General features: G+C 63.5%; 12 protein-coding genes. 7 read left to right on the forward strand and 5 right to left on the reverse strand.

Translation table 11 applies throughout. From position 1 onward, the window contains the following. Nucleotides 1-6 precede the first annotated feature (6 nt). The 4 genes from AB7532_RS28705 to AB7532_RS28720 form a co-directional block, all read right to left on the reverse strand. Nucleotides 7-1545: a SpoVR family protein gene (locus AB7532_RS28705; protein ID WP_441238043.1), complete on the reverse strand. Its 1539-nt coding sequence runs from the start codon at nucleotides 1543-1545 to the stop codon at nucleotides 7-9. After that, complete coding sequence (locus AB7532_RS28710) at nucleotides 1542-2819, reverse strand: YeaH/YhbH family protein (RefSeq protein ID WP_441239373.1); 1278 nt, start codon at nucleotides 2817-2819, stop codon at nucleotides 1542-1544. Before AB7532_RS28710 ends, AB7532_RS28705 begins: the two co-directional genes overlap by 4 nt. A 19-nt stretch (nucleotides 2820-2838) precedes the next feature. Continuing rightward, nucleotides 2839-4782 (reverse strand): PrkA family serine protein kinase, encoded by a 1944-nt coding sequence (locus AB7532_RS28715; protein ID WP_441238044.1) that lies wholly within the window; start codon nucleotides 4780-4782, stop codon nucleotides 2839-2841. A gap of 300 nt (nucleotides 4783-5082) precedes the next feature. Continuing rightward, the gene (locus AB7532_RS28720; RefSeq protein WP_441239374.1) at nucleotides 5083-5784 is read right to left on the reverse strand and encodes an STM3941 family protein; all 702 of its coding nucleotides are present in this window, start codon (nucleotides 5782-5784) and stop codon (nucleotides 5083-5085) included. A gap of 240 nt (nucleotides 5785-6024) precedes the next feature. Between AB7532_RS28720 and AB7532_RS28725 the strand changes: the two genes are divergently transcribed. Genes AB7532_RS28725 through AB7532_RS28755 form a run of 7 tightly spaced genes read left to right on the forward strand, consistent with a single transcriptional unit; the run spans nucleotide 6025 to nucleotide 14230 of the window. After that, the gene (locus AB7532_RS28725; RefSeq protein ID WP_441238045.1) at nucleotides 6025-8874 is read left to right on the forward strand and encodes a bifunctional transaldolase/phosoglucose isomerase; all 2850 of its coding nucleotides are present in this window, start codon (nucleotides 6025-6027) and stop codon (nucleotides 8872-8874) included. A 13-nt stretch (nucleotides 8875-8887) separates the two neighbouring features. After that, complete coding sequence (gene gnd / locus AB7532_RS28730; protein ID WP_441238046.1) at nucleotides 8888-9886, forward strand: phosphogluconate dehydrogenase (NAD(+)-dependent, decarboxylating); 999 nt, start codon at nucleotides 8888-8890, stop codon at nucleotides 9884-9886. 28 nt (nucleotides 9887-9914) lie between these two features. Then, nucleotides 9915-11426 carry a glucose-6-phosphate dehydrogenase gene (gene zwf / locus AB7532_RS28735; protein ID WP_441238047.1) on the forward strand — a complete coding sequence of 504 codons (1512 nt, stop codon included), beginning with the start codon at nucleotides 9915-9917 and terminating at the stop codon, nucleotides 11424-11426. After that, nucleotides 11426-12175, forward strand: coding sequence for a 6-phosphogluconolactonase (gene pgl / locus AB7532_RS28740; protein WP_441239375.1), 750 nt, complete (start codon nucleotides 11426-11428; stop codon nucleotides 12173-12175). The genes zwf and pgl overlap by 1 nt, the downstream gene beginning before the upstream one ends. Further along, on the forward strand, nucleotides 12162-12692 hold the full coding sequence (locus AB7532_RS28745; RefSeq protein WP_441238048.1) for a gluconokinase: 531 nt from the start codon (nucleotides 12162-12164) through the stop codon (nucleotides 12690-12692). The genes pgl and AB7532_RS28745 overlap by 14 nt, the downstream gene beginning before the upstream one ends. A 25-nt stretch (nucleotides 12693-12717) precedes the next feature. Further along, nucleotides 12718-13530 (forward strand): HAD family hydrolase, encoded by an 813-nt coding sequence (locus tag AB7532_RS28750; protein WP_441238049.1) that lies wholly within the window; start codon nucleotides 12718-12720, stop codon nucleotides 13528-13530. Between the two features lie 16 nt (nucleotides 13531-13546). Continuing rightward, nucleotides 13547-14230, forward strand: coding sequence for a phytanoyl-CoA dioxygenase family protein (locus tag AB7532_RS28755; protein ID WP_441238050.1), 684 nt, complete (start codon nucleotides 13547-13549; stop codon nucleotides 14228-14230). Nucleotide 14231: 1 nt separating this feature from the next. Here the strand turns inward: AB7532_RS28755 and AB7532_RS28760 are convergent, their stop codons facing one another. Then, complete coding sequence (locus tag AB7532_RS28760; RefSeq protein WP_441238051.1) at nucleotides 14232-16037, reverse strand: glycoside hydrolase family 15 protein; 1806 nt, start codon at nucleotides 16035-16037, stop codon at nucleotides 14232-14234. Nucleotides 16038-16042 lie beyond the last annotated feature (5 nt).

Genomic DNA, 16042 nt, shown 5'->3' on the forward strand with positions numbered 1-16042 from the left:
CCGGCCTCAAGCCACCGCCGCCGGGATCGGACGCGGGCTTACGACGTATTCGCGCAGCACCTTGTCCTGGGCATCGACCTCGATCAGCGAGACGTCGTAGGTCCAGAGATCGGCAAGGTGCTGGAGCACGCGCTTGGCGTCGGTCTCATTGAGCTGCGAGCCCTTGATGACGTGGTGATGCAGGATCAGCCGGCGGTCGCCGGAGAGATCGACGTCCACCACCTCGATATTGGCGTCGATGTAGCCGACATCGTGCTGCCGTGCCAGCTCGCGGCGGACGCGACGGAAGCCGCGCTCGTCGTGGATGGCATCGACGCGAATGCCGGCGCGCTCCTCGGGATCGTCGTGCAGGTGGAACATGCGGAGTTGCCGCATCAGCTTCGGACTCAGGAACTGGCCGATGAAGCTCTCGTCGCGGTAATTGGCCCAGACGTCGCGCAGCACGCCCATCACGTCGTTCTTGCCCGCGATGTCCGGGAACCATTCGCGGTCCTCATCCTCGGGCCTGGTGACGATGCGCTCGATGTCCTGCATCATGGCGAAGCCGAGCGCATAGGGATTGAAGCCCGAGAAACGCCGATCGTCGAATTCGGGCTGAAACACCACATTGGTGTGCGATCCCAGGAATTCGAGGAAGTTGCCGTCGCTGATGCGACCCTGCTCGTGCAGCTTGGTCATGATGCGATAGTGGACGTAGGTCGCCGTCCCCTCGTTCATCACCTTGGTTTGGCTCTGCGGATAGAAATATTGCGCTATGTGGCGGACGATGCGCAGCAGCTCGCGCTGCCACGGCGCCAGCCGAGGTGCGCTCTTTTCCAGGAAGTAGAGCAGGTTTTCCTGCGGCAGGCCGAGCAGCTTGCGGCGGCGTTCGAGGGAGATCGCCGACCGGGTCTTCGATGCCCCCTTGGGCACGGTGCGCCAGAGATCGTTGAAGACTTCCTCTTCATGCTGGCGCCGACGGCCGGCACGCTTCTCTTCCTCGCGCAAATCCAGCTTCTTCTTGCCGGGATAGCGGTCGATGCCGTGCGACATCAGCGCGTGCGCGGCATCGAGCGTGCGCTCGACCTCGGTGCGGCCGTAGCGTTCCTCGCAGCTCGTCACATACTTCTTGGCGAAGTCGAGGTAATCCAGGATGCCGTCGGCGTCGGTCCACTGCTTGAACAGATAATTGTTCTTGAAGAAGTGGTTGTGGCCGAAGGCGGCGTGCGCGATCACCAGCGTCTGCATCGTCGCCGTGTTCTCCTCCATGAGGTAGGAGATGCATGGCGAGGAGTTGATCACGATCTCATAGGCGAGCCCCATCAGGCCCTTGCGGTAGGACGCTTCGTGATACGCAAATTGTTTGCCGAAGGACCAGTGCTTGTAGAACAGGGGCATGCCGACCGAAGAGTAGGCATCCAGCATCTGCTCTGCGGTGATGACTTCGATCTGGTTCGGATAGACGTCGAGCCCGAGATCGTTCTTCGCCACCTCCTCGCAGGCATCGGTGATGCGCTGCAAGGTGTGAAAATCCCAATCCGCGCCTTCGAACAATCTTTCCGTCATGGAGCGGCTTTCTCCTGGGCCGTTTCGCGGCGCTGGAACAGGTCGTGGAACACCGGGAATATCTCGCTCCGCTCGCTGACCTTGCGCATCGAGAGCGGTGCGCCGCCGTTGCGCAGGCGATCATAGAGGGTCCAGAGCGAGGAATCGGAGAGATCGAAGGCGCTGCCGCCGGATTCCCCGACCTCGAGATAGGCGAAGAACTGGCAGGCCGGCAGGATCTTGTCGGTCAGCAACATGCCGGTGAGCTCGCCGTCGGAATAGGAATTGTCGCCGTCGGAGGCTTGGGCTGCGTAGATATTCCAGTCCGACGGGTTGAAGCGTTCGCGCACGATCTCGTGCATCGCCTGCAGCGCGCTGGAGACCAGCGTGCCGCCGGAGGCGGGGCCGTAGAAGAAAGTCTGCTCGTCGACCTCCTCGGCGCGGTCGGTGTGGCGGATGAAGACGATCTCGACGTGCTTGTAGCGGCGCTTCAGGAACACGTAGAGCAGCATGTAGAAGCGCTTGGCGAGATCCTTCATGTGCTCGGACATCGAGCCGGAGACGTCCATCAGGCAGAACATCACCGCTTGCGCGACCGGCTTCGGCACCGTCTCGAAGCGACGGTAGCGGATGTCGAGCGGATCGATGAAGGGAATGCGCTTGGTCTTCGCCTTCAGCTTGTCGAGCTGGGCGAGCAGCACCACACGCTCGTCCTCGTCCGTGCAGGCGGCGATCGCGGCTTCCAGCTCCTCGATCTCCTCCTTGCTGGGACGCTTGAGCGCGATGCGGCGCGCCAGCGCACGCCGCACAGTCCGGCTCACCGAGATGTTGGCAGGCGAGCCCGAGGTGGTGTAGCCGGCGCGCTGGACGCCCTCGCTCTCGGTCTGCGCGATCTTGCGCTTGGCCAGATCGGGCAGTTCGAGATCGTCGAGGAAGAGATCGACGAACTCGTCGCGGGAGAGGACGAAGCGGAAGGCGTCCTCGCTGTCGCCTTCGCCGGGGCCGGAATCCTTGGCGCTGCCCTGGCCGGAACGCTGGAGGTAGTCGCCCTCGATGAACTTCTTGTTCCCGGGCAGCACCATGTCCCGCGTTCCGCCTTCACGGCGGAAACGCGGCTCGTGCATGCCGTCGAGCGGTATCGTGATTTCACCACCCTCCAGGACGTCCTTGATGTCGCGTTCCTGCGAGGTCTTCTTGACGGCGCCCTGCACCAGGGATTTGGCCCGACGCAAGAACCGCTGCCGGTTCTCGAGACTCTTGCCGCCTGGATTCAGGCGCCTGTCAATAATGTGAATCGGCACTTTTCCATCCGCCTCAACCGGCCTGCTTCACGCGCATGTACCATTCGACGAGCCGGCGAACCTGACGCTCGGTGTAGCCGCGCTCCACCATGCGTGCGACGAACTCGCCGTGCTTCTTCTCCGTCTCGCCGTCCTTCTTCGACCCGAAGGAGATGACCGGAAGCAGGTCCTCGACCTGGGAGAATATCCGCTTTTCGATCACGTCGCGAATCTTCTCGTAGGAGATCCAGGTCGGATTCTTGCCGCCGTTCTGGGCCCGCGACCGTAACGAGAATTTGACCACCTCGTTGCGGAAGTCCTTGGGGTTGGCGATGCCCGCCGGTTTCTCGATTTTCGTCAGTTCCTGGTTCAACAATTCGCGATCCAGCAGCTGGCCGGTGTCGGCGTCCTTGAAGTCCTGGTCCTCTATCCAGGCGTCGGCATAATCGACGTACCGGTCGAACAGGTTCTGGCCGTAATCCGAGTAGGATTCGAGGTAGGCCTTCTGGATCTCGTTGCCGATGAACTCGGCATAACGCGGGGCGAGATCCGCCTTGATGAATTCGAGATAGCGCTTCTCGACTTCCTCGGGCAGCTGCTCGCGCTTGATCGACTGCTCCAGCGCGTACATCAGATGCACGGCGTCGGCGGCGACTTCCTGCGGATCGTGGTTGAAGGTCGCAGCCAGGATCTTGAAGGCGAAGCGGGTGGAAACGCCGTCCATGCCCTCGTCGACGCCGGCGGCATCGCGATATTCCTGGACGCTGCGCGCCTTCGGATCGGATTCCTTCAGGCTCTCGCCGTCGTAAACCCTCATCTTGGCGAACACCGTGGAGTTTTCGTGCTTGCGCAGGCGCGACATCACCGAGAACCGCGCCAGCGTCTCCAGCGTCGAGGGTGCGCAGGGCGCGGCCGCGAGCTCGGAGCCCTGGATCAGCTTCTCGTAGATCTTCTGCTCTTCCGTGATCCGCAGGCAATAGGGCACCTTGATCACGCAGATGCGGTCGATGAAGGCCTCGTTGTTCTTGTTGGCCTTGAAGCTCGACCACTCGGCTTCGTTGGAGTGCGCGAGAATGACGCCGGTGAACGGGATCGCGCCGATGTTCTCGGTGCCGATGTAGTTGCCTTCCTGCGTTGCGGTCAGCAACGGATGCAGCATCTTGATCGGCGCCTTGAACATCTCGACGAACTCGAGCACGCCCTGGTTGGCGCGGTTGAGGCCGCCGGAATAGCTGTAGGCATCAGGATCGTTCTGCGCGTAGGTCTCGAGCTTGCGGATATCGACCTTGCCGACCAGCGAGGAGATGTCCTGGTTGTTCTCGTCACCGGGCTCGGTCTTGGCGATACCAATCTGGCGCAGCCGCGACGGCTGGATCTTGGCGACGCGGAATTGCGAGATATCGCCGCCGAAGGCTTCCAGCCGCTTGTAGCACCACGGGCTCATCAGGCCGGTGAGACGCCGGCGCGGAATGCCGTACTTCTCTTCGAGCATCGGTCCGAGTTGATCGGGATCGAACAGGCTGAGCGGGCTCTCGAACACGGGCGAGAGTTCATCGCCGGCCTTGAGCACGTAGATCGGGTGCACTTCCATCAGCGACTTCAGCCGCTCGGCGAGCGAGGATTTGCCGCCGCCGACGGGCCCGAGCAGATAGAGAATCTGCTTGCGCTCTTCGAGGCCCTGCGCCGCGTGCCGGAAGAAGCCGACGATGCGCTCGATGGTTTCTTCCATGCCGTAGAAGCCGGCGAAGGCCGGATAGGTACGGATGGTGCGGTTCAAAAAAATACGGCCAAGGCGTGGGTCCTTCGCCGTGTCAATCGTCTGGGGCTCACCGATCGCTGCTAGCAGTCGTTCGGCCGCGTTGGCGTATTTCATGGGATCGCTTCGACACGACTCCAGATATTCCGCCATCGACATGTCGTGCTGGCTTCTCGCCTCGAACGACTTAGCGAAAGCGTTGAATAGAGAATCGTTATACATGATCCCTCTCCGCGTGAGCTCCGCTACACAAGCTGAAACGAAAGCGTTACCGGACCGTTCCTCAGGCCGTTTCGAATCAGCGTGAGCACATGACGATCATTGGACACCCTGGTGCCGACGCGACGCAACGCACAAGGTAGGCACTCGCTGAATTACGAACAGGCACTTGCCTGTAATTTGTGCGAATCTCTATCCATCTTCGCTCATTTCCAGAATTTGTCACTCGCTCGCCACATCCGGGCAATACCGGGGATTCCTCCCCCGGGCACCGCAACATAGGGCGATCCGCGAGCGGCGATCTTATGACGCTTGTAGGGCGATGCCTTGAGCGCCGCCTTGCGCGCGGCGTTCATCTTCGTGGTGCAATGCGGCGCATGAGCTGCTTGCAGCATGGCAATCGCGGCAGGCGCGCAGCAGTGTGTCAAAATCGGTCGCCAGACCCTCCGAGCGGATAACAACCCGACTGTTTTGCCGACTGTCCTGTCGATCGTTCTGCGCGCGGCGCGCCGGGCTGCGGATGGTGCCGAGCTGGCGCTGCAAGGCCGGCGTCGGCGTCAGCACGATCATCTTGTGCCCGCGGCATTCCTCAGCCGAAATCTCCGCGACCGAGTCCCACAATAGAAATTCATTGCCGATGCGGAGGTCGCGGATGCCATAGGGAGTGACGATCACCACGGGCCCCCGTTCGGCGGGCAGCATCCAGATCAACCAGCTGGTCAGCGGGCCAAACAGCGCGACACCGGCATAGCCGATCGTCGTGTCGTAATCGCTACCGCCGTCCCACCAAAGGCCGTCCCACCAGTCGAACGCGAGGCTCGCGCTGAGCAGGGTCATCGCGAATCCCGCCGCGACCAGCAGCCGCAGCCGGGTGGTACATGAACTGATTTCGAGATCGTGAGACGCGTCGATGACAGCGCCCGGCGTGACCGGTTGCGAGCGGTCGGCGACGGCGAGTGCCAAGCCGTCATGATGTGCGTGCATGCTTTCCCCCAGCATGGTCATTCGCGACCGAGCCACGATGACGTTACGCAACGAGACCTTGGCCAACTCCTTCCGGCCAACGACTTTTTACGCAACAACGCCACTTCCACCTGGATCGCCATGACCGCGGCGGAGTTACACTGAGAGTATGACGCTTGTACCCTTGATTGGTTCCCTCGCGGGAGCATGTAGGCTAGAGGATAGCGCGTCAGGACCGGCGCGGAAACCCCTCGCCCGCAGGCTTGGAGATAAATAAGCACCATGAATCCCGTCAAAGAACTGGAAAAGCACGGACAAGCCGTCTGGCTGGACTTCCTCGCCCGCGGCTTCATTGCCAAAGGCGACCTGAAGCGGCTGATCGACACCGACGGCGTCAAGGGCGTCACCTCCAACCCCTCGATCTTCGAGAAGGCGATCGGGAGCTCGGACGAGTACGACGCCCCGATCGGCAAGGCGCTGAAGCGCGGCGACCGGACCGTGGCCGACCTGTTCGAGGCCGTCGCCATCGAGGACATCCAGGCGGCCGCCGACGTGCTCCGTCCGGTCTATGACCGCCTCAAGGGCGGCGACGGCTATGTCAGCTTGGAAGTCTCGCCCTACCTGGCGATGGACACATCAGGCACGGTCGCCGAGGCACGTCACCTCTGGAAGGACGTCAACCGCAAGAATTTGATGGTGAAGGTGCCGGCGACCCCGGAAGGCCTGCCCGCGATCGAGACGCTGATCGGCGACGGCATCAGCATCAACATCACGCTGCTGTTTTCGAAAGCGGTCTACCTCCAGGTCGCCGAAGCCTATATCGCCGGTCTCGAAAAATACGTCGCCGGCGGCGGCGATCCCTCGCATGTCGCGAGCGTCGCAAGCTTCTTCGTCAGCCGCATCGACTCGGTCGTCGACAAGCAGCTCGACGAGAAGATCGCCCGTGCCAACGACCCATCCGAGAAGGAACGGCTCGCCGCGCTCAAGGGCAAGGTCGCGATCGCCAACGCCAAGGTCGCCTATCAGGATTACAAGCGCCTGTTCTCGGGTCCGCGCTGGGACAAGCTCGCCGCCAAGGGCGCCAAGCCGCAGCGCATGCTGTGGGCCTCGACCGGCACCAAGAACAAGGACTACAGCGACGTGCTTTATGTCGAGGAGCTGATCGGCCCCGACACCGTCAACACCGTGCCGCCGGCAACGCTGGACGCTTTCCGCGACCACGGTAAGGCGCGCGACAGCCTTGAAGAGAGTGTCGAGGACGCCTATCGCGTGCTGGAAGAGCTGGAGCGCTCCGGCGTTTCGCTCGACGCCATCACCGAGGAGCTGGTCAAGGACGGCGTCAAGCAGTTTGCCGACGCCGCCGACAAGCTCTACGGCGCCGTCGCGCACAAGCGCGCCACCGTGCTCGGCGCCGCCATCGACCGCCAGCTTCTCTCGCTCGGCGACGGCCTCGGCAAGGCCGTGGCCAAAAGCACCGAGGAATGGCGCGCATCGGCCAAGATCCGCAGGCTGTGGCAGCGTGACAAATCGGTCTGGACCGGCACCGACGAGAACAAATGGCTCGGGTGGCTCGACAGCGCGGCCAAGGCCGACGTCGCCGACTATGAGGATTACGCCAACCGCGTGAAGGGCCAGAAATTCTCCGACGCCGTCGTGCTCGGCATGGGCGGTTCGAGCCTCGGACCTGAGGTGTTGGCTGAGACCTTTGCGAAAAAGGCGGGCTTCCCGAAGCTGCACGTGCTGGACTCCACCGACCCGGCGCAGGTGCGGGCGATGGAGGCCAAGATCGACATCGCCAACACATTGTTCATCGTGTCCAGCAAGTCTGGCGGCACCACCGAGCCGAACGCGATGAAGGATTATTTCCACGAGCGCGTTGCGCAGGCTCTCGGCCCGAAGGCCAAGACCGGCTTCCGCTTCATCGCGGTCACCGATCCCGGCTCGTCGCTGGAGAAGGCGGCGAAGAAACTGAACTACGCCCGCATCTTCCATGGCGAGCCCTCGATCGGCGGACGCTATTCGGTGTTGTCGCCGTTCGGCCTGGTGCCGGCGGCAACCGCCGGCATCGACGTCAAGACCCTCGTCAAGCATGCGCTGGCGATGGCCCGCTCCTGCGGGCCGGACGTGCCGCCAGCCGAGAACCCCGGCGTGCAGCTCGGCCTCGCGATGGGTCTCGCCGGCCTCGAAGGCCGCGACAAGGTGACGATCCTGTCGTCGAAGAAGATCGCCGATTTCGGTGCCTGGGCCGAGCAGCTCATCGCGGAATCGACCGGCAAGGAAGGCAAGGGCCTGATCCCGATCGCCGGCGAGCCGCTCGGCGAATCCTCGCTCTACGGCAACGACCGCTTCTTCATCGACATCCGTACCGAGGGCGAGGCGGACGCCGCACACGATTCCAGCCTTGCCGCGATCGAAGCGGCCGGCCATCCGGTCGTTCGCATCGTCATGAAATCGATCGACCATCTCGGTCAGGAGTTCTTCCGCTTCGAGATGGCGACGGCCGTGGCAGGCAGCATCCTCGGCATCAACCCGTTCGACCAGCCGGACGTGGAAGCGGCCAAGATCAAGACCCGCGAGCTCACCGCCTCGTTCGAGAAGACCGGCGCGCTGCCTGCGGAGAAACCCGTGATCAGCACCGCCGAAGCCGATCTCTACACCGACGAGGCCAACGCCACCGCACTGCGCGCCGCCGGCGCCAATGGCGACCTCACCTCGTGGCTGAAGGCGCATCTGTCGCGCTCCAACCAGGGCGACTACGTCGCCCTGCTCGGCTACATCGCCCGCGACAAGGCGACGATCGACGCACTCCAGGCCATGCGGCTCGAGGTGCGCGAGAAGCGGCACGTCGCGACCTGCGCCGAATTCGGGCCGCGCTTCCTGCACTCGACCGGACAAGCCTACAAGGGTGGACCCGACAGCGGCGTGTTCCTCCAGATCACCGCTGACGATGCCAAGGACCTGGCTGTGCCGGGCCAGAAGGCGAGCTTCGGCGTGATCAAGGCAGCGCAGGCGCGCGGCGATTTCGACGTGCTCACCGAGCGCGGCCGGCGCGCACTCCGCGTGCATCTGAAGGGTCCGCTCAAGAAAGGTCTCGCCGCGCTCAATGCGGCGCTCAACGACGCACTGAATTAAGGGATCATCTCCAATGCAACTCGGCATGATCGGCCTCGGCCGGATGGGCGGCAACATCGTTCGCCGCCTGATACGCCACGGCCATACGACCGTGGTCTATGACAAGGACGCCAAGGCTGTCGCAGGCCTTGCCGCAGACGGCGCGGTGGGCTCGGCGACGCTCGAGGAGTTCATCTCGAAACTGGAGCGGCCGCGCACGGCCTGGGTGATGCTGCCGGCCGGTCACATCACCGAGACCACGATCGACACCATCGCGGGCGTGATGCAGGAAGGTGACGTCATCATCGACGGCGGCAACACCTTCTGGCAGGACGACGTCCGCCGCGGCAAGGCGCTGAAGGCGCGCGGCATCCACTATGTCGACGTCGGCACCTCCGGCGGCGTCTGGGGTCTCGACCGCGGCTATTGCATGATGATCGGCGGCGAGAAACCAGTGGTGGACCGGCTCGATCCGATCTTCGCCGCGCTCGCACCTGGTGCGGGTGACATTCCGCGCACGGACGGACGCGACGGACGCGATCCCCGCATCGAGCAGGGCTATATCCATGCCGGCCCCGTCGGCGCCGGCCATTTCGTCAAGATGATCCACAACGGCATCGAGTATGGCCTGATGCAGGCCTATGCCGAAGGGTTCGACATTCTCAAGAATGCGAACATCGAGGCATTGCCGGCCGATCATCGCTACGATTTCGATCTCGCTGACATCGCCGAAGTCTGGCGGCGCGGCAGCGTGATCCCGTCCTGGCTGCTCGATCTCACCTCGACGGCGCTCGCCGATAGCCCGGCACTGGAAGAATATTCCGGCTTCGTGGAAGATTCCGGCGAAGGCCGCTGGACCGTGAACGCTGCGATCGACGAGGCCGTGCCGGCCGAAGTGCTGACCGCGGCGCTCTACACACGTTTCCGTTCCCGCAGGGAACACACCTTCGCCGAAAAAATTCTCTCCGCGATGCGTGCGGGATTCGGCGGCCACAAGGAGCCGAAGCAACCGGCCGCTTCGAAGCCCAAATAAGACGTAACAAAGCGAAGGCCAATCGTTCGTGACAAAAGATCCGCAAGCAAAGCGCAAGCCGGAAAATTGCGCCTTCGTCATTTTTGGTGCGACCGGCGATCTCACTCACCGTCTGGTGATGCCGTCGCTTTACAATCTTGCCGCAGAACACCTGTTGCCGGAAAAATTCTGCGTGGTCGGTGTGGGCCGCAAAGCCATGTCGGACGACGAGCTCCGCGACAGCCTGATGAAAGGGCTGCGCGAATTCGCAACCCGCCCCGTGGACGATGTCATTGCGAAGAAACTCCTGGAGCGCGTCAGCTTCGTCGAGGCCGATCCCAAAGATCCGCCGTCATTCGACCGGCTGCACGCGCATCTCGACACACTCGAATGCGCACAGGACACCGGGGGTAACCGCCTGTTCTATCTGGCGACCCCGCCGGCCGCCTTCGCGCCGACCGCCCGCGAGCTCGGCCGCACCGGCATGATGAAGGAAAACGGCGTCTGGCGCCGGCTCGTGATCGAAAAGCCGTTCGGCACCGATCTCGCATCGGCCAAGGCGCTCAATGCCGAACTGCTGAAGATCATGGACGAGCACCAGATCTACCGGATCGATCACTATCTCGGCAAAGAGACGGTGCAGAACATTCTGGTGCTGCGCTTCGCCAACGGCATGTTCGAGCCGATCTGGAATCGCAACCATATCGACCACATCCAGATCACCGTGGAGGAGAAGCTCGGCGTCGGTCATCGCGGCGGCTTCTACGACGCCACCGGCGCACTGCGCGACATGGTGCCGAACCATCTGTTCCAACTGATGTCGCTGGTCGCGATGGAGCCGCCGGCGCGCTTCGACGCGCATTCCGTACGCTCCGAGAAGGCCGAAATTCTGAACTCGATCCAGCAGCCGAACCACGAGGACGCGCTGAGAAATTCGGTCCGCGCGCAATATCTGTCGGGGCGCATCGGCGACGACACCATCCCGGATTATCGCAAGACCGAGGACGTCAAGCCCGGCAGCACCACCGAGACCTTTGTCGCGCTGAAATTGATGATCGACAATTGGCGCTGGGCCGGCGTGCCATTCTATCTTCGTACCGGCAAGGCGCTGGGCCACAAGCGCACCGAAGTCGCGATCAAGTTCAAGCAGGCGCCGCTGTCGATGTTCTCGGGGACCACGGTCGACCGGCTCTCGCAGAACTTCCTCACCATCGGCATCGCGCCGACCGAGACGATCGAGCTTCAGTTCAACGCGAAAATTCCGGGGCCGAGCATTACCATCGACGGCGTCGAGATGAAGTTCAAGTACGGCGACTATTTCCGCGCCGATCCCTCGACCGGCTACGAGACGCTGATCTACGACTGCATGATCGGCGACAACATCCTGTTCCAGCGCGCCGACGGCATCGAGGCCGGCTGGCAGGCGGTGCAGCCGTTCCTCGACGCGTGGAAGAGCGCCGGCACCAACGGCATCGAGACCTATGAAGCCGGCAGCGACGGCCCGAAATGTGCTGACGAGTTGCTGCGGCGCGACGGGCGCAGCTGGCGGAAATTGACGTGATGGCGGCGGCCGGCAAGCCGAAGCTGATCGTTGAGAGCGATGCCGAGGCACTGGCGCAGGCCGCTGCCGAGCGGGTGGTGGCGCGGATATCAGCCAATCCCTCGCGCATCGCGATCTGCCTGACGGGCGGATCGAGTCCGAAGAAGCTCTATCAGCTGCTTGGCAGCGATGCCTGGCGCGACAAGATCCCGTGGGACCGCGTCCACTGGTTCATCGGCGACGAGCGCTTTGTCCCCGAGAGCGATCCGCTCAACAACATGGCGGTCGCGCGTGCGACCTTTCTGGATCGCAATGCGCCCTCAGGCCACATCCACCCGATCCCGACGACGCTCGAAAACCCCGATGCCAGCGCTGAAGCCTATGCGCGCGAGCTGCAGGCCTTCTACGGCGGCCAAAACCTCGATCCGGCGCGGCCGCTGTTCGACCTGGTCCTGATGGGCGCGGGTCCCGACGGCCACACCGCCTCGCTCTTCCCGGGCTATCCCGCCATCGCGGAGACCACGCGCTGGGTCGTCGGCGTGCCCCAAGCCCATGTCGCGCCGTTCGTGCCGCGGGTCTCCCTCACCCTGCCCGCTTTGGCCTCTTGCTACGAAATGCTGTTCGAGATTGCCGGGCACGACAAGCAGCCGATCTTGACGCGCCTCCTCAATGGCGAGACTCTGCCGGCTGTACGCGCGCGCTCGAATGGCGAGACCGTCTGGCTGGTCGACCAGGCCGCGCTTCCGGAGGAAATTCGTGGCGGGCGTTGAAGCACCTTCTGCATTGATCGTGATGGGCGTGTCGGGTTCGGGCAAGAGCACCGTGGCGGAGGCGCTGGGCCAGCGGCTCGGCTGGCGATTCGAGGACGGCGACAGCTTTCACCCCAAGAGCAATGTCGAGAAGATGAAGGCCGGTCATCCCCTCACCGACGAGGACCGCTGGCCCTGGCTCAACGCCATCGCCGACGAGATCGCGCGGGTTTGCGGCGAGGGCGGGCACGTCATCATCGCCTGCTCAGCGCTGAAGCATATCTATCGCGACGTGCTGCTGCGCGGGCGCGACGACGTCCGCTTCGTGTTCCTGAGGGGCACCAGGGAGCTGATCGCCGCCCGCCTCGCTGAGCGCAAGGGCCATTTCATGCCGCCCGGATTGCTGACGAGCCAGTTCGACACGCTGGAGCCGCCGGAAACAGGCGAGCACGTCATCACCGTGTCGATCGACGAATCCGTCGAGGCGATCGTCGACGGCGTGGTGCGGCAATTGAAGCTGGGCGGGGCGAAACACTGAGAAACCTGAACCTCAAGGTCCTGCCATGACGAAGATCTCACTGGTCGTCTCCGACGTCGACGGCACGCTGCTGACCAAGGACAAGACGCTGACGGAGCGCGCGAGGTCGGCGGTGCAACGGCTGCACCAGGCCGGCATCGGCTTCACCATCACCTCCAGCCGCCCCGCGATCGGCATGCGCTTCCTGATCGAGCCGCTGGCGCTATGGCTGCCGGTCGGCCCGTTCAACGGCTCCTCGATCGTCGATCCCGAGATGAACCCGGTCGAGCAGCATCTGATCCCGGCGAGCGCCGCCGAACGTGCCCTGAAGATCCTGCGCGAATTCGGCGCCGATATCTGGCTGTTCACCTATGACAAATGGTTGGTCGACAATCCCAACGGCAAATACGTTGCGCACGAGCAGCACACGATCCGCTCCGAACCCACCATCGTAACCGACTTCTCGCCGTATCTTGCCAGCGCCTGCAAGATCGTCGGCGCCAGCGCCGATGCCGCCGGCCTCGAAGCTTGCGAGAAGGCGATGCAGGAGGCGCTCGGCAGCGAGGCCACGGCGGTGCGCTCGCAGACCTATTACCTCGACATCACCCCGCCCGGCGTCAACAAGGGCACCTTCGTACAGGCGATGGCCAAGCGCCTCGGCATCTCCACCGACGCGGTCGCCACCATCGGCGACATGCAGAACGACCTCGCGATGTTCCGCGTCAGCGGCACCTCGATCGCCATGGGCAATGCCACCGACAGCGTCAAGGACCAGGCCACCCACGTCACCGCAACCAATGAGCAGGACGGTTTTGCCGAGGCGATGGAGATGATCCTGAAGCGGAACGGGGTGGGCTGAACGTTCGATCTACGGTGTGGCCTTGGAAATTGAACATCTGACCTTTCAGAATGACGGCGCTCAGCTGTTCCCGCAGGAGCTGGCCTCGAATCAATTGAGCCTGCTCAAGGCCGTCCTGTCCCACCTGCCGCCCGATCATGCTGGACTGAGGCTGAGAGGCGTCGAAGGTCTCGCGCCTTTCCTCGCCGCAAGCGGACATATCGGCAGTTGCGCGGCGTCAATGCTTGGCGACGCCTGCCGCCCGGTCAGGGCCATCCTGTTCGACAAGTCAGCAGCAACGAATTGGGCGCTGGGCTGGCACCAGGATCGCACCGTCGCCGTGAAAGAGCGCATCTCCGTCGATGGTTTCAAAACCTGGAGCGTCAAGAGCGGCATGCAGCACGTTGAGCCACCCTTCGCGCTATTGTCAGGCATGGTGACCCTGCGCGTTCATATCGATGCGGTCCCGGCCAGCAATGCGCCCCTGTTGATCGCGCCCGGATCACATAGGCTGGGGCGGATTGCCGAGGAGGATGTGAAAGACGTCGTCCGGCGTTGCGGCACGGTCGCATGTCTGGCTGAGCCCGGCGACATCTGGCTTTATGCAACGCCTATTCTTCACGCTTCGGACGCGGCCACTATTCCGAAGCATCGCCGCGTGTTGCAGGTGGATTTTTCCGTCGAAATGCTGCCCGGCGGCCTGGAGTGGCTGGGGGTCTAGGTCACTGCTTCGACCGCTGCACCGCCGGCTTGTCGCACTCCTGCCTTGCCGCCGAAAGATTATGCGCGGTGTTGATCAGCGCGATGTGGGTCAGCGCCTGCGGGAAATTTCCGGTCTGGCGCCGGGCGACTGAATCATATTCCTCGGCCAGGAGGCCAACGTCGTTGGCGATGCCGACGACGCGATCGAGCAGGATTTGCGCCTTGTCGAGATCGCCCGCGAGCACATGGGCGTCGGCGAGCCACAGCGTGCAGGCCAGGAACGCGCCCTCGATCGGCTGCTTCTCCTCGGACAGCTCGCATGGGTCGTGCCGCAGGACAAAGCCGTCGCGCATCATGCGCTTCTCGACGGCGGCGATGGTGCCTCGAATGCGCGGATCATGCGGCGGCAGGAAGCCGACGGACGGCAGCAGCAGCACGCTGGCATCGAGCATTTTCGCGCCGTAGGATTCGACGAAGGCATTTTCCTGCGCGTCGAATCCCCTGTTGCAGACGTCGCGATGGATCGCCTCGCGCAAAGCGCGCCAGTGCAGCAGCGGCGCCTTGAAACCGAATGTCTCGGCGCTCTTGATGCCGCGGTCGAAGGCGACCCAGGTCATCACCTTGGAGAAGACGTAGTGCCGGGGCACTCCGCGGCGCTCCCAGATGCCGTGATCCGGCTGGTCCCAGACTTCGGCCAGATGCTGGAGCACCGCGCATTCCAGCGCCCATGTCGTCTCGTCGTCGAGCTTGAGCTTGGCCATACGCGACTGGTGGAAGGCGTCGATCAGCTCGCCATAGACATCAAGCTGGAGCTGCGCATGCGCGGCATTGCCGACGCGTACCGGCTTTGCGCCCTCATAGCCGTCGAGCCAGCCCGCTTCCCACTCCAGCAGCCGCCGCTGGCCCCAGATGCCATACATGATCTGCATGTTCGATGGCGAACCGGCGGCCGCGCGCAGGAGCCAATTGTGCCAGGCCAGGGCTTCCTCGGTATAGCCGGAGTTCATCAGCGCCAGCAGCGTGAAGGTGGCGTCGCGCAGCCAGCAGAAGCGGTAGTCCCAGTTCCTGGCACCGCCAAGCTTTTCCGGCAGCGACGTGGTGGGCGCGGCGACGATGCCGCCGGTAGGACCGAAGGTCAGTGCCTTCAGCGTGATCAGCGAGCGCACGACCAGATCGTGATAGTCGCCGTCGCGGGTGCATTTCCCGCACCACTCGTTCCAGAATGTTTCGGTCTCTTGGAGCGCGACTTCCGGATCAATCGGCGCGGGCGGATCGAGATGCGAGGGGCCGTAGGTCAGCACGAACGGCACGGTCTCACCGGCCTTCACTTCGAAATCAGACACCGTGGTCATGTCCTCGCCACGGGTCTCGACCGGCGTCCGCAGCACCGTCATGTCCTGGCCGGCGATGGCTTGCAGCGAATGGTCGATCCGCCGCACCCAGGGAATATCGACGCCGAAACCGAAGCGGATCACGAGCTCCATCCGCATCTTCACCGTGCCCGTGAGGCCGCGCACCAGCCGCACGATGTCGGAGGCCTTGCCGCGCGGGGGCATGAAGTCGATCAGCGCGACGGTGCCGCCCTCTGTCTCAAAGCGCGTTTCGAGGATGAGGGTGTTGCCGAGATAGCGGCGCGAAATACTTTTGACGTCTTCGCCTGGTGCGATCAGCCAGCGGCCGTTCTTGTGCGTGCCGAGGATTGCGGCGAAGCACGCGTCGGAATCGAAGGCGGGCCAGCACAGCCAATCGATCGAGCCGTTGCGCCCCACCAGCGCCGCGGTCTCGCAGTCGCCGATCAGCGCATAGTCCTCGATCTGCTGTGACAATGTTT

The organism is Bradyrhizobium sp. 930_D9_N1_4 (assembly GCF_052076015.1).
Taxonomy (GTDB): Bacteria; Pseudomonadota; Alphaproteobacteria; order Rhizobiales; family Xanthobacteraceae; genus Bradyrhizobium.

Bases quoted from the DNA above. Each gene is read 5' to 3' on its own strand.
- AB7532_RS28715 (WP_441238044.1), bottom strand. From the start codon at position 4,782: ATGTATAACGATTCTCTATTCAACGCTTTCGCTAAGTCGTTCGAGGCG.
- AB7532_RS28705 (WP_441238043.1), bottom strand. From the start codon at position 1,545: ATGACGGAAAGATTGTTCGAAGGCGCGGATTGGGATTTTCACACCTTG.
- AB7532_RS28720 (WP_441239374.1), bottom strand. From the start codon at position 5,784: ATGACCATGCTGGGGGAAAGCATGCACGCACATCATGACGGCTTGGCA.
- pgl (WP_441239375.1), top strand. From the start codon at position 11,426: ATGGCGGCGGCCGGCAAGCCGAAGCTGATCGTTGAGAGCGATGCCGAG.
- gnd (WP_441238046.1), top strand. From the start codon at position 8,888: ATGCAACTCGGCATGATCGGCCTCGGCCGGATGGGCGGCAACATCGTT.
- AB7532_RS28725 (WP_441238045.1), top strand. From the start codon at position 6,025: ATGAATCCCGTCAAAGAACTGGAAAAGCACGGACAAGCCGTCTGGCTG.
- AB7532_RS28750 (WP_441238049.1), top strand. From the start codon at position 12,718: ATGACGAAGATCTCACTGGTCGTCTCCGACGTCGACGGCACGCTGCTG.